General features: G+C 72.4%; 10 protein-coding genes. 8 read left to right on the top strand and 2 right to left on the bottom strand.

The window, feature by feature from the left end:
• Window positions 1-128 precede the first annotated feature (128 nt).
• The 4 genes from ACFC1F_RS38650 (at window position 129) to ACFC1F_RS38635 (ending at window position 8239) form a co-directional block, all read left to right on the top strand.
• Entirely contained in the window at window positions 129-2582 is a 2454-nt protein-coding gene (locus ACFC1F_RS38650; RefSeq protein ID WP_376165722.1) for a discoidin domain-containing protein, read from the top strand.
• A 32-nt stretch (window positions 2583-2614) separates the two neighbouring features.
• Window positions 2615-6808, top strand: coding sequence for an NEW3 domain-containing protein (locus ACFC1F_RS38645; RefSeq protein WP_376165719.1), 4194 nt, complete (start codon window positions 2615-2617; stop codon window positions 6806-6808).
• On the top strand, window positions 6805-7509 hold the full coding sequence (locus ACFC1F_RS38640; RefSeq protein ID WP_376165716.1) for a hypothetical protein: 705 nt from the start codon (window positions 6805-6807) through the stop codon (window positions 7507-7509). Before ACFC1F_RS38645 ends, ACFC1F_RS38640 begins: the two co-directional genes overlap by 4 nt.
• 70 nt (window positions 7510-7579) lie before the next feature.
• Window positions 7580-8239 carry an HAD family hydrolase gene (locus ACFC1F_RS38635; protein WP_376165713.1) on the top strand — a complete coding sequence of 220 codons (660 nt, stop codon included), beginning with the start codon at window positions 7580-7582 and terminating at the stop codon, window positions 8237-8239.
• Here the strand turns inward: ACFC1F_RS38635 and ACFC1F_RS38630 are convergent.
• Window positions 8220-9488: a transcriptional regulator gene (locus tag ACFC1F_RS38630; protein ID WP_376165710.1), complete on the bottom strand. Its 1269-nt coding sequence runs from the start codon at window positions 9486-9488 to the stop codon at window positions 8220-8222. The genes ACFC1F_RS38635 and ACFC1F_RS38630 overlap by 20 nt on opposite strands.
• A 202-nt stretch (window positions 9489-9690) precedes the next feature.
• Between ACFC1F_RS38630 and ACFC1F_RS38625 the strand changes: the two genes are divergently transcribed.
• The 3 genes from ACFC1F_RS38625 (at window position 9691) to ACFC1F_RS38615 (ending at window position 12668) form a co-directional block, all read left to right on the top strand.
• Window positions 9691-10194, top strand: a complete 504-nt coding sequence (locus ACFC1F_RS38625) for an ATP-binding protein (protein WP_376165707.1) — start codon at window positions 9691-9693, stop codon at window positions 10192-10194.
• Between the two features lie 228 nt (window positions 10195-10422).
• Window positions 10423-10950 (top strand): hypothetical protein, encoded by a 528-nt coding sequence (locus tag ACFC1F_RS38620; protein ID WP_376165705.1) that lies wholly within the window; start codon window positions 10423-10425, stop codon window positions 10948-10950.
• Window positions 10951-11099: 149 nt separating this feature from the next.
• On the top strand, window positions 11100-12668 hold the full coding sequence (locus ACFC1F_RS38615; protein WP_376165703.1) for an APC family permease: 1569 nt from the start codon (window positions 11100-11102) through the stop codon (window positions 12666-12668).
• A gap of 88 nt (window positions 12669-12756) precedes the next feature.
• Here the strand turns inward: ACFC1F_RS38615 and ACFC1F_RS38610 are convergent, their stop codons facing one another.
• A complete protein-coding gene (locus tag ACFC1F_RS38610) occupies window positions 12757-13266 on the bottom strand; it encodes a hypothetical protein (protein ID WP_209414845.1) in 510 nt (169 codons plus the stop codon).
• 382 nt (window positions 13267-13648) lie between these two features.
• Between ACFC1F_RS38610 and ACFC1F_RS38605 the strand changes: the two genes are divergently transcribed.
• Window positions 13649-14479 (top strand): excalibur calcium-binding domain-containing protein (locus ACFC1F_RS38605; RefSeq protein WP_376165701.1); only part of this gene is annotated, 831 nt, incomplete at its 3' end.

Genomic DNA, 14479 nt, shown 5'->3' with positions numbered 1-14479 from the left:
CGTCCGGCCCGGGCGCCGCCTCCCGCGGCACCGCCCCCGCACCCGTACAGCGCCACACGCATGCACCCGGACCGCCCCGCCGCGGGCGGCCCGGCCCCCACCCTCCTCCGCCCGATCGGAGCCACCGCATGTCACGACGCCTCCCCCTGCTCCTGAGCGCCGCCCTCGGGGCCGCCGTCCTGGGCACCGCGCCCGCCGCCCACGCCGGCCCACCGCCTGCGCCCGTCACCGCCCCCGCGCCCGTCACCGCGGCGCCCGGCACCCAGCCGTACGCGTCCTACTGGTACCCGAACACCATCCTGAACTGGGACCCGGCCACCGATCCCGACGCCCGCTTCAACCGCTCCCGCGTCCCGCTCCAGCCGCGCACCAGCGACCCGGCACTCAAGGCCAACCCCAACGCCCGGGCCGGCGAGGGCAAGGTGGCCTCCCTGGTGTCCTTCGGGCCGACCTCCAACAACCCCTCCCAGGGCTCCGCCGACCCCAACTACTACGCGTTCGGCTACTGGCAGTACGTCGACAAGCTGGTCTTCTGGGGCGGCTCGGCCGGCGAGGGCCTCATCCTCGCCCCCAACCCGACCGTCATCGACGCCGCCCACCGCAACGGCGTCAAGGTGTACGGCACCGTGTTCTTCCCGCCCGCCGCGTACGGCGGCCAGCTCCAGTGGGTCCGCGACTTCGTCCAGAAGTCCGGCACCCGCTACCCCGTCGCCGACAAGCTCGCCCAGGCCGCCCAGTACTACGGCTTCGACGGCTGGTTCATCAACCAGGAGACCGGCGGCGGCGATTCGGCCCTGGCCGGCGAGGTCCGCAACCTCATGCAGTACACCAAGGCGCAGAGCTCCACCGAGTTCATGTGGTACGACGCCATGACCGAGTCCGGATCGGTCAGTTGGCAGAACGAGCTGACCTCCGCCAACGACTCCTTCCTCCAGGAGGGGAACAGGCGGACGGCCGACTCGATGTTCCTCAACTTCAACTGGAGCTCCTCCGGCCTGGATTCGTCCCGCAATCTGGCCCGCAGCCTCGGCCGCAGCGAGTACGACCTCTACTCCGGTATCGACACCGAGGCCAACGGCTACAACACCGGCGTCGACTGGAACGCGCTCTTCCCCGCGAACAAGCCGCACACCACCTCGCTCGGCCTCTACCGCCCCGAGTGGACGTGGAAGTCCGCCACCGACCGCGCCGACTTCTACGCCAAGGACTCCCGCTACTGGGTCGGCGCCAACAACGACCCCTCCAACACGGCCACCTCGTCCAGTTGGAAGGGCCTCTCCAGCTACGTCGCCGAGTCCTCGCCGATCACGGCCAAGCCCTTCGTCACCAACTTCGACACCGGACAGGGCGACTTCTACCAGACCGACGGCGCCCGGGCGGCCACCGGCGGCTGGAACAACCTCTCGCTCCAGGACGTCCCGCCCACCTACCGCTGGCTGGTCAGCTCCACCGGCACCAGGCTCACCCCGTCCATCGACTTCACCGACGCCTTCGAGGGCGGCTCCTCGCTGCGCCTCACCGGCAGGCTGGACGCCGCCAACACCGTCCGCCTCTACCAGAGCAGGCTGCCGGTCGCGGCCGACAGCAGGCTCTCCGTGGTGGTGAAGACCCCGGCCGCCGGGCCGACCAGGCTCAAGGCCGCGATCTCCTTCACCGACGCGCCGACCAGCTTCACCACCCTCGACCTGGGCGCCAACTCCGGCACCGGGTGGGAGCGCCACACCCTCGACCTCTCCGCCTACGCCGGTCGCACCATCGCCCAGATCGGCCTCCAGGCCGACGGCAACGACCCGGCCTACGATGTGAGGATCGGCCAACTCGCGGTCTACGACGGGGCAGTGGACGCCCCGGGTGCTCCCGGCGGACTCACCGTGCTCGGTGCCAGTGACGTGGTGGCCGGTTCCAGCCAGTCGCTGCGGCTCTCCTGGACGGCACCGGCCGGCGGCTCCGTCCACCACTACGAGGTGTACCGGCGGGGTGCCGACGGGACCCGCACCTTCCTCGGGGCGACGCCGTCCGACGCCTACTTCGTCAACAAGCTGGACCGGGCCGGCACCGAGAGCAGCACCACCGTCGAGGTCGTGGCCGTCTCCACCGAGTACGGCCGCTCCACCGCCGCCACCACCACGGTCTCCTGGACCGGCACCCCGCCCGCCGGCGGCAACCTGGCGTTGAACCGCCCGGCCACCGGCTCCGGCCAGTGCAACGCCAACGAGACCCCGGCCAAGGCGGTCAACGGCACCGTCAACGGCGGCAACGGCGACAAGTGGTGCACCACCACGTCGGCCAAGTGGCTGGAGGTGGACCTCGGATCGGCCCGGCCGCTCTCCAGGTTCGTGGTCAAGCACGCCTCGGCCGGCGGCGAGAGCGCCTCCTACAACACCCGGGACTTCTCGATCCAGGTGCGTTCGGCGGCCACCGACCCGTGGACCACCGTCGCCACCGTCACCGGGAACACCGCCGGCACCACCACCCATCCGGTGACCACCACGGCGCGCTACGTCCGGCTGGTCGTCACCAGGCCCACCCAGGGCACCGATCCCGCCGCCCGCGTCTACGAGTTCGAGGCCTGGGGCGCGTAGCTCCGCCGTACCTTCGTGAAAGGACCAGTCCCGTGTCGGTCACCATCACCGCCGTCGAAAGCACGGACCTCTTCACCGGCCCCGAGGACGCGCCGCGCCAGCTGCTGCGGGTGACCCTCGACGGCCCGCCCGCCACCCGGATCACCGTCACCGGCCCGGGCGTGCGGGGCGAGGCGGCCGGCACGGGGCTGGTCGAAGTCCCCCTGGAGATCACCGGCCCGCCGCCGGGGGCGCGCGTGGACGTCCGGGTGGAGGCCGGCGGCGCACGCGCCGAGGGCGTCGTCGAGGTCGCCGAGCCCGGCTGGACGATGTTCATGGTCTCGCACTTCCACTACGACCCGGTCTGGTGGAACACCCAGGCCGCCTACACCTCGCCGTGGGAGCTGCTCTCCGCCGACGCCACCACCCGGCCGCTCTGGGAGCGCAACGGCTTCGCCCTGGTCGACGCACACCTGGAGCTGGCGCTGCGCGACCCGGTGTACAAGTTCGTGCTCGCCGAAGTCGACTACCTGAAGCCCTACTTCGACCAGCACCCGGAGCGCCGGGAGACGTTGCGGCTGTTGCTGGAACGCGGCCAGGTCGAGCTGGTCGGCGGCACCTACAACGAGCCCAACACCAACCTCACCGGTGCCGAGACCACCATCCGCAACATCGTCTACGGCATCGGGTACCAGCGCGACGTCCTCGGCGGCGATCCGCAGACCGCCTGGCAGCTCGACGTGTTCGGGCACGACCCGCAGTTCCCCGGTCACCTGGCGGCGGCCGGCCTCACCGGCAGTGCCTGGGCACGCGGCCCGTTCCACCAGTGGGGCCCGATCCAGAAGAACTTCCGCGAGGCCAAGGACGACGCCCGGGTGATGCAGTTCCCGAGCGAGTTCGAGTGGATCGCGCCCTCCGGCGAGGGCGTGCTCACCCACTACATGCCGCACCACTACTCGGCCGGCTGGTGGATGGACTCCTCCGCCGACCTCGCCACCGCCGAGCAGGCCGTCCTCGATCTGTACCGCAAGCTCAAGCCGGTCGGCGCGACCAGGAACCTGCTGCTGCCGGTCGGCACCGACTACACCCCGCCGAACAAGTGGGTCACCGAGATCCACCGCTCCTGGGCCTCGAAGTACCTCTGGCCGCGGTTCGTCTGCGGCACCCCGCGCGACTTCCTGGACGCCGTCCGCGCCGAGCTGGAGGCCACCGGCCGCCGGCCCAGCCCGCAGAGCCGGGACATGAACCCGGTCTACACCGGCAAGGACGTCTCCTACATCGACACCAAGCAGGCCCAGCGCGCCGCCGAGGTCGCGGCCGTCGACGCCGAGAAACTGGCCACGCTGGCCGTGGTGCACGGGCTGGGCCGCTACCCCTCGGGCGCCCTGGACAAGGTCTGGCGCCAACTCGCCTACGGCGCACACCATGACGCGATCACCGGCTCCGAATCCGACCAGGTCTACCTGGACCTGCTCGGCGGCTGGCGGGAGGCGTACGACCTGGCGGCCGACGTCCGCGACCGGGCGCTGGAGGCGCTCACCGGCCGGGTGGACACCACCGGCGCGGGCGAGGCCGTCGTCGTCACCAACACGCTCTCCTTCGACCGGACCGACCTGGTGGCCGTCCGGCTGCCACGCGGCGGGCGGGCGGTGCGGGTGCTGGACGACACCGGCTCGGTGGTGCCCAGCGCCGTCGACCGGGGCACCCTGCGGTTCCTGGCCGCCGACGTGCCCGCGCTCGGCTGGCGCACCTGGCGGCTGGTCCCCGGCGCGGAGGAGGACACCGCGTGGTCGGCCGCCGAGGGCTGGACGATCGCCAACGCCCGGTACCGGGTGACCGCCGACCCCGAACGCGGCGGTGGTCTGACGTCCATTCACGATCTGCTCCATGAAAGGGAGTTGCTCCGATCCGGCGGGATCGGCAACGAGCTGCGGGTCTACGAGGAGTACCCGCAGCACCCCGACTTCGGCGAGGGCCCCTGGCACCTCGTGCCCAAGGGCCCGGTGACCGGCTCCGGCGACCGGCCCGCGGACGTCCGCCGGGAGACCGGCCCGCTCGGCGAACGGCTGGTGGTCGCCGGAACGGTGGACGGTGTCCGCTACGAGCAGACCGTGACCCTGTGGCGCGGCCTGGACCGCGTCGACTGCCGCACCCGGGTGGTCGACCACTCCGGCGCCGACCGGCTGTTGCGGCTGCGCTTCCCGGTGGACCTGCCCGGGGCGCTGCCGGTCAGCGAGGTCGCGGACGCGGTGGTCGGCCGCGGCTTCGCACTGCCCGACGTCGACTCCGCCGAGGCGCCGTGGACCCTCGACAACCCCGCCAACACCTGGTTCGGCCTCGGCGCCACGGCACGCGCGGTACTCACCGACCCGTCCGGCGCGGTGCTGGGCGAACGGGCGCTGGGCGTGGCCGAGGTGGTCGTCCCCGATCTGGACGCGGCCGCCGGCGCGCGCGCATTGGTGGTCGCACTCGCCCGGGTCGGCGTCACCACCACCACCTCGGGCGCGGACTGGGCCCGCTACGGCTGGCTGGACGTCGACTCCAACCTGCCGGACTTCCGGATCGTGGTCGGTGGGCCGGACGTCAACGAGGCGGCACGGGAGTTGATCGAGCGGGCCGGGGAGGAGTACGCGAGTGTGCTGAAGGCGCACGGCGCCGTCTGGGTGCCCGCGCTGACCCCGCTCGCCGAGGTCTGGCGGCCCGGTGCCGACCTGCGCGACCTGCGCGCGCTGCCCGCCCTCGTGGTCACCGATCCCGCCGCCCTGGCGCACGACCTCGCCGACGCCCGGGTCACCGCCGTCTGCCCCGGACCGCTCCACGCCTCGGAACAGCTCGTCGACCACACCGTCGGACTGCTCAGCTTCGGCCTGCCCGGCTTCGCCGTCGACGCCACCGGCGCGCTGCACCTCTCGCTGATGCGCTCCTGCACCGGCTGGCCCTCCGGCGTCTGGATCGACCCGCCCCGGCGCACCCTGCCCGACGGCGCGTCGTTCCAACTGCAGCACTGGACCCATGAGTTCAGCTACGCACTGGTGGGCGGAGCGGGAGACTGGCGGGCCCTGACGCTGCCCGCACAGGGGCAGGAGTTCAACCACCCGCTGTACGCCCGGATCGCCCCGGCACAGGAGGGCCCGCTGCCCGCCACCCTCTCCTGGCTGCGGGTGGAACCGGCCCGCGAGGTGCTGCTCGGCGCCCTCAAGCCGGCCGGCAACCCGATCGCGCACGGCTCGGCCCGGCCGCTCGGCGACCAACTGACCGTACGGCTGGTCGAATCCACGGGGCTGGGCCGCACGGCGGTCCTCGGCGGGGCGCTCGGCCTCACCGAACTCCACCGGGCCGACCTGCTGGAGCGTCCGCTCGGGCCGGCGGACCTGGAGCTCTCCGGCTCGCAGATCGCCACCGTGCTGGCCCGGCCGGGTGTGACCTCGGACCCGGCCGGCCCGGTGCTCGGCGCGGTCGCCGAGGCCGCCCAGCCCGTCCACGCCCGGTACTGGCTGCACAACCGGGGACCGGCGCCGCTCGGGTACCTCCCGGTGTCGGTCGGGGTGTCGCCCGGCCTGCTGCGGACGGACGGCGCGGGCGGGCCGGTGTCGCTGTCGGTGGCGCTCTCCTCGCAGCTGCGGGACGCCGCCGTCGAGGGGACGGCGCTCGTCCTGCCCCCCGCGGGCTGGACGGCGAGCCTCACCGCCCGCCCCTACCGGCTGGAGGCGGGCGGCCACCTGCGGTTCCCGGTCACCCTCACCCCGCCGGCCGACGCCGAACCCGGGCTCCACTTCGCCGCCGTCCGGATCGCGCACGACGGGCAGGAGGTGGAGGACGTGGTCACCATCGCGGTCGGCGACCTGCCGGAGCTGCTGCCGGTGCCCGGCGAGGCGCCCGAGGACTGGACCGCCGCCCAGGGCACGAAGGCGGTGGAGGGCCGGGACACCGGCCTCACCGTGACGGTCGGCTCGGAGTCGCTGCGCGTCGCCCCCGGCGGCCGGGCCACCCTGGCGGTGGTGATGCACAACCGCACCCGCGGCGAGATCCGCGGTGAGCTGCAACTCGTCTCGCCGTGGGGCACCTGGGAGGCGATCGCCGATCCCGTGCGGGGCTTCACCGTCCCGGCCGGGTCGGCCGTCACCGCGGACTTCGAGATCACCGCCCCCGAATCCACCGAGCCCGGTTCGTCCTGGGCGCTGGTCAAGGTGATGTGGTTCGGCCGCTGCCAGTACACCCCGACCGTCGCCCTGGTGGTGGAGCCGTGACCGCCGGTGTCCTCGGCCTGCTCGACGGCCGGCCGCTGCCGCGCACCGCACTCGACCAGCGCCTCGCCGCGCTGCGGTCCGGCCCGCGTGCCTGCGCCCTTCCCCGGCCGGGAAGTTCGGAGGACCGCCAGCTCACCCGCTGGGTGGCCCAGGTGCTGCTGACGGAGGCGCTGTGCGAGGCGGTCGCCGCCGAACGCGGCCTGGCCGTCACCGGATCCGGTCCCGCCCACCTCGACCAGCAGGCCGCCGTCGAACTCGGCTCCGTCACCGCCGCCGCGTACGAGGGGAGCGCGGCGGTCCGCGCGGTCTACGAGGACGTCACCGCCGACGTCGAACCCTCCGCCTCCGATGTCGCCCACTACCGTGCCTCCACCACCCGGGCGCCCACCGTCGTGTGGCAACTCGTGCTCCCTGGCGGCGAGTTCGAGGCTGACCCCGGCACCCTCCCGACCGCCCTCGCCGAGGCCCTCGGCGCGGCCTCACCGGGGGAGTGGGTCACCGCCGGCCCCTGGAAGGCGGCCCTCCTCTCGTCCCGCACCACCACCGACGACCCCGATCCCGTCCCCGGCCTCACGGAGGCCGCCCGCCGCGCCGCCTTCGTCCGCTGGCTGGACCGCACCAGGGCCGAACGCCTCACCCTCGTCCAGGGATTGGAACACCCCGGCGACCCCGCCCAACCCGACAACCACCACCGCCACTGACCAGTCCTCTTCCACACCGGCCGCGCCCGCCCCGGGCGCGGCCGGGAGGCCATTTCGCTAGGCTGAGGCCATGATTCGCGCAGTGGTGTTCGATGTCGGCGAGTGCCTGGTGGACGAGACCCGGGAGTACGGGACCTGGGCGGACTGGCTGGGCGTGCCCCGACACACCTTTGTGGCGCAGCTCGGGGCGGTGATCGCCGGCAGGCGTGACTACCGCGAGACCTTCGAGATCTTCCGGCCCGGCTTCGATCTGTATGAGGAACGCGAGAAGCGGGCGATGGCAGGCCAGCCCGAGACGTTCGGCGAGGAGGATCTGTACCCGGACGTCCGTCCAGCGCTCGCCAGGCTTCGGGCGGACGGCCTGTGGCTGGCGATCGCGGGTAACCAGACCGTGCGGGCCGGGGCGATCCTTCGCCGGCTGTTCAGCGACGATGTCGACCTGATCGGCACATCCGACGACTGGGGTGCGAGCAAGCCCGACCCGGTCTTCTTCGACCGGGTCGCCGCAGTGGTACCGGCGGAGCCGGACGAAATTCTCTACGTCGGCGACCGCCTGGACAACGACGTACTTCCCGCCGCCCGTGCGGGCATGCAGGGCGCGTTGATCCGTCGGGGGCCGTGGGGGTGGATTCAACAGCACGACGCCGAAGCCATCCGTGCGACGTTCCGGATCGACTCGCTTGCCGAGCTCCCAGACCTGATTGCGAAGGCTAACGCTGGAGCGAACTGAGGGTCGCGGTCCAGGAGTAGAGACGGTCATCGACCCGTTGGACCGCTTCCGAGTCCTGCCAGGGAGTAAGCGCCCGGCGGGCCTCGCGGATGCGCTCCATGCCGGTGGCGTACCAGGTCACACTCAGCTGATCGAGTGCCTGCCCGAGTAGCACACAAGCCGGGTCGGGCCGTCGAGCGGCGGCCTCGACAGCCGCAAGGTCTCCGAGGACGACGACTCGCTGCTTGCCGTCGGTCTCCGGCAGATCCGCGAGCACTGCTTCCAACGTGGTCCGGGCCTGCGGGATGAGTCCTGCGGCCAGTTCCGTGTTGCCCTTGAAGGCTGCGAGGCGGGTGGCCGAGAACCAGGTGAACCAGTCCGGGCTGCGGTGCCCGTCATCGGTCATCAGGACCTCCTTGGCCCGGCGGAGGAGGTCGAGCGCCTGCCGGTGGTCGCCGCAGCGGGTCAGGCACTCGGCTTCGACGGCATCGAGCCATGCAAGCAACCCCGCTGAGGCAGGCCCCCGTCGAGCGTACGTCCGGGCAGCCCGCATCCGCTCGGCTGCGTCCTCACGCTGCCCGGCCCATCCCGGGACGAACGCGGAGTGCCCGAGCACTGCGGCGCCGAGAAGGGAGTCGTCGGCTTCCCCAGCTGCCTGCAGCGCGCGTACGAAGGTGGCATCGGCTGCCTCTGGTTGGCGGAGATCGAAGAACTGAATCCGGCCGGCCAGGAGGAGGCTCTCTGCGAGGGCGGACGCCAGCACCCTTCGCGTGACCCCGTCGGTTTCTCCCAACAGGGCTGTGCCCAGGTTGGCGTGCTCGGCGACCGCCTGATGCAACGTGGCGGGCGAAACGCTCCAGTAAAGGCGTCGATGAGCTTCTGTCACCGTCGCGAAGTCCGCACCTACGGTGGTGGGTTGCGCCGTGAATGCCGCCATTGGCCTCGGCAGTGCAGGGGGAGCCGAGGGGCGACGGCCTGTGGGCGGGATCATATCCGGGGCCGGCCGGGTGCTGTCGTCCCACGGCGCACGGAATCCGAGTTCCTCAATCGGTAGGCGGAGGACGTAAGTGAGGAGCTGCTGGTGGTCGTCCCGTGGCCAGGGCGGGTTGGGAGACTCCCATCGCCCGATCTGCTTGCGACTGACGACGATCTCCCCCAAGCCGAGCTGACGGGCGGCATCGCGTAGTGCGGCTGCGAGTGCTTGCTGGCTGGACAGGCCGCGAGCCTGGCGGGCGGCTTTGAGTGCGGTGTTGCCGATGGATCGGGGCATGGTGTCCTCCGGGCTGCCGATGCTGCGTCAACCATAAGGCCAGAAGGGACATTTCCAGGCCCTGTGCTCGGATTGGCCACAGGCAAAGTCTCTTGAGAGTCCCTTGAACGTCCCATTCAAGGGGTTCAGGATGTCCTGTCGCAGGGCCGAAGATTTCCTACGTCACCGCTTGGTGTCGAATGGCTACCGACTGTGGGATCGCATGCCTGAAGTGGCAAAGCCGGGGTTTGTCGTCAGCCCGCTCAAGACCGCCCGATTTCCGGTGCCCCTGGAATGGGGTGTCCCGCCGGACGGCGCGGCGGTTCCGGCGGCGCGGAGGCTGGTACTGGAGATCGTGCGCGCCTGGGGCGTGCCGCTCTCCGGAGAGGCCCTGGAGGAGCTGGAGCTTTGCGCGAGTGAGGTGATCGCGAACGCTGTGGGGCATGCGAAGGCGCGCTGCGCGGTGACCGTTCGCCGAGTGGACGGGCGGTTGCGCGTCGAGGTCGCGGATCCCCATCCGACGCTTGAACGCCGTGAAGCGGATCCGGAATCGACCGGCGGGCGTGGGTTGCTGCTCGTCGAGGCGCTGGCTCATGCGTGGGGTTGGCACCCGGCGGGGGCCGGCAAGGTCGTGTGGTTCGACTTCCGGGAATCCTGCGAGGCGCCGTGTCCCACGTACGGGTGGGGTACGGCGCACGACCTCCGCTTGCTGGGGGCGGTGGCGTGATGCGGATCGGGGTGTTGTCGGCTCACCTGTGCGAGACCGGGGTCGTGCTGACAGGCCAGGATGCGCATGGCGTCCGGCGGTCCTGTCGGGCCGCAAGTGGGCTCGGGGTCGGGGAGTTGCCGTGCGGCCACCCCGCCCGGGCGGGGCGGGATGAATCGTCATGTCTTGGCACATGCCAATCGGTAACTTTGGTTGCCTGGCGCCGACGCGGTAACTAGAGTTGTCGTCATGCCGAAGCCTGAGATCACCACCGAGGAACTGACGGCGCTGGACCGGGCCCTGCTCGACGCCCTCAATCCGCTCGCCACCGCCCTGCGCGCCCGGGAGACCGGGCTCCCCGCGGACCTCATGTGGGCGGGGGACCCGGCCGACGTCGCCCTCTCCGTCCTCCGTACCTGGAAGGTGGTGGACGAGGAGGTCAAGCGGCTGACGGCGATCGCCGCCCAGACCGCCGGGTCCTACGGCGCGAGCTACGAGCGGCTGGGTACCGCGTGGGGCATCACCCGACAGGGCGCCCGGAAGAAGTGGCCCGACGCCGTCGAGCGGCCGGCGGCTTCCGGGCCGGGGGCGAGCGGCCTCGAACTGTTCGGCGGCACCGCCGAGCTGTTCCGGGACGCGTCGTCGACCGGCTGGCGGTGGACCGGCCGGGGCGCGGACGGGACGCTGCGCGCGGGCGACGCCGCGCCCGCCCTGGCCACGAAGGAGGAGGCCGCCGCCCACGCCGGGGCCTTCCTGAAGAAGCACGCCGCCGGCTGAACCGGGTGGGCGCAGGCCCGGCGCCGGGGCCCCGGTCTCGGCGGGCCTGCGGGCGGCGGCGGCAGTATCGTCGGTTTGAAGCGGAATTGTCTCGGCCCCATGATCACGTCCGAGGTCCTCGGGCGGGTCAGGGGGAGGAGGTGGAATCGGTGCCGCAGTCCCCCAACGGTCCGGCCCCGGCCGTCGAACCACGAGCGACCGGCTCGGGCGCGGGCGAGAAGGGGCTCAAGACCGGCGCGCTCGGACTCGTCTCCTCCGTCGCCATCGGCCTGGCCTCCACCGCCCCCGCCTACAGCCTCGCGGCGACACTCGGCATCATCGTCATCGGTGTGGGGCTCCAGGCCCCGATCATCACCGTCCTGGCGTTCATCCCGATGCTGCTGATCGCCTACGCCTACAAGGAGCTCAACGCCTCCGACCCGGACTGCGGCACCACCTTCACCTGGGCCGCCCGGGCCTTCGGGCCGCGGACGGGGTGGATGGGCGGCTGGGGCATCATCATCGCCGACATCATCGTCATGGCGAACCTGGCCCAGATCGCCGGAGTCTACGGATTCCGGCTGTTCGGCCTGGACTCCCTCGCCGACAGCACGCTCTGGACGTCCATCGCCGGCGTGGTCTGGATCATCGTGATGACGGCGATCTGCTACGTCGGCATCGAGCTGTCCGCCGCCCTGCAACGGTGGCTGCTCTCGGTCGAGGTGGTGATGCTGGCCCTGCTGTCGGTCACCGCCCTGGTCAAGGTCTACGGCAGCAGCCCGCCCCCGACGGCGATCCACATCAGCGCCTCCTGGTTCAACCCCTTCAACGTCGCCTCCACCGGGGCGTTCACCGCCGGCATGCTCGCCGCGGTCTTCATCTACTGGGGCTGGGACACGGCCGTCTCGGTCAACGAGGAGACCGCCGACGCCAAGCGCACCCCCGGGCGCGCGGCGGTCATCTCGACCGTGCTGCTCCTGCTCATCTACACCCTGGTGTCCACCTCGGCGCTGGCGTTCGCGGGCGTCGGGACGGACGGCATCGGCCTGGGCAACGAGGACAACTCCGGCGACGTGCTGTCCGGCCTCGGTGACGCCGTGTTCGGCACCGCGGGATTCGGCGGGTTCCTCAGCAAGCTGCTGATCTTCATGGTGCTGACCTCCGCCGCGGCCTCCACCCAGACCACCATCCTGCCGACGGCCCGGACCTCCTTCTCGATGGCCGCGCACAAGGCGATCCCCGCCCCGTTCGGCCGGGTGCACCCCCGTCACCTCACCCCGACCTGGTCCACGATCGGCATGGGCGTGGCGTCCATCGCCTTCTACGTCCTGCTGACGGCGATCAGCGGCAACGTGCTGGCCGACTCCATCGCCTCGGTGGGGCTCGGCATCGCCTTCTACTACGGCCTGACCGGCTTCGCCTGCGTCTGGTACTACCGGCGGGTGCTGACCAGGAGCGTCAAGGACTTCGTCTTCAAGGGGATCTTCCCGCTGGTCGGCGGCGTGATGCTGCTCTACTTCTTCTGCTACGGCGCCTTCGACGTCTACGCGGATCCGAACTACGGCGCGACCTCGGTGAACCTGCCGATCTTCGGGGAGACCGGCGGCGTGACCGTCATCGGCATCGGGGCCCTGGTGCTGGGCGGCGTGCTGATGCTGGTCCAGTGGGCGGTCCAGGGCTCCTGGTTCCGTCACCCCGACGTCCCGGTGAGCACCGCCGACCCGGCCGACGCGCCGTAGTCGGGTCGGCGCGCCGGCGCCCCGCCTCGGGTGGGCGCGCCGGCGTGCGAGGTCCCGCATCCCCGAGGGACGGGTGCGGGCCCCGGATCTACGGGCGGGGGCCGAGGGTGACCTGGAAACCGAGGCTGCCCATCATCGTGTAGTCGCCGTAGAGGTCGCAGCGGCCGGCGACGAGGATGCCGTCCGGACAGGTGAAGACCTTCGGCGGCTGGATGCCGTAGCCGCGGCGGCGGTCCGTGGCGGGCGTGCCGGGGGAGAGGAAGCCGGCGGCCCCCGGGAAGAGGATGGCGGTGCCGTCGGTCCGGTCGCCGTACGGAGGCGGCAGGAGGGTCCCGGTGTCGTCCTCGGGGACGAAGAACAGGATCCGGAACGAACCGCTGGTCTCGTCCCCGAGGCGGAGGTCGAAGGCGGCGTCCCCGGTGACGACGTCGCCCACCACCTTCACGCCGGAGAAGGAGAGCGGCAGTGCGGTGGGGTGGCCGGATTCGTCGATCTCGGCCATGAGGCGGTGCAGTCCCGGGGCGGTGTCGGGTGCGGAGTACTCCCTCAGTGAGATGAGCGCGTCGTCCTGGGCCGGCACTACCTGCTCGTCATCCATGGCCTCTCCTCAGAACCGCCCTCCTGGTGTGCGGAGGGTCGACGAGGGTGACGGATGCCCGCGGCGGGCGTCCGGGGCACCGGGAGCGGGCGGGTATCCCCCGAACGGCGGCGGACGGGAACCGGGACGGGGCATCAGCGGTGCGGTGGGGGTTCCGTGCGCGCCCTGCCGCTGCCGGGAGTCGGCGGCGTCGGAATCCGGCACGGCGTCGGAATCCGGCACGGCGTCAAAGGTTCGCCCCGGCAGCGGCCGAGGGCCGGCCGTCGGCCTCCGGGCCCGGACCGGTGCACTCGCAGGGGGCTGACACTTCCTTGTCCGGAATGTGGTTGAAATGTGATCCATTTCTGCACGGGCGGTGGCCGGACGGTGCTCTGATGGGCCAATGACCTACGCGTACCCGCCACCGGCTGCCGCTCCGACCCGCCCGTGGTGGCGCCGGCCCGCAGCGATCGTCCTCGCCCTGCTCTTCGTGCCACCGGTCGGCCTGGTGCTGGTGTGGACCTCGCTCTGGCAGCGGCCGGTGAAGGTGGCCGCCAGTGTGATCGGCGGGATCTACTGCCTGATCTGGTTCGGCGCGGTGCTCGCGGACCCGAAGCCCGACCGCACCGATCTCGTCCAGCCGGCCGCGGCCGCCACCTCGTCCCCCGCCACGGGCCCGGCCTCCCCGGCGCCGACCGCGAGTGCGAGTCCGTCAGCCACGCCCACTCCGACGGCGACCCCGACCCCGACCGCCACGCCGACTCCGGCGGTCACTCCCACGCCCGCGCCGACGGCCGCCGCGCCGCCCGCGCCCACGCCCGCCCCCACCCCCGCCGCGGGTGCGTACTACGCGAACTGCACGGCCGCCCGGGCGGCCGGGGTCGCCCCGCTGCACCGGGGTGACCCCGGGTACCGCGCGGGCCTGGACGCGGACGGTGACGGCGTCGCGTGCGAGCAGCCCTCCGGCAGCGGTTCCTCCGGCGGCAGCCCGGCGGGCGGCTCGACGAGCGGCGGTTCGGTGGCAGGCGGCTCCGGTACGGGCGGTTCGACCTCCGGCGGCACGTCCACTGGTGGTGACCCGGCGAGCGGCGGCGGGGGCGCGACCTCCGGTGGAGGCGGCGGCGCCGCGTACTACGCCAACTGCGCCGCGGCCCGGGCGGCCGGGGTCGCCCCGCTGCACCGGGCCGACCCCGGGTACCGCGCGGGGCTCGACCGCGACAACGACGGCGTCGCC

The sequence above is a fragment of the Kitasatospora sp. NPDC056181 genome (genome assembly GCF_042266225.1).
Taxonomy (GTDB): domain Bacteria; phylum Actinomycetota; class Actinomycetes; order Streptomycetales; family Streptomycetaceae; genus Kitasatospora.
The sequence above is the reverse complement of the archived record's forward strand: the minus strand, read 5'-3'. Positions and strand labels throughout refer to the sequence as shown.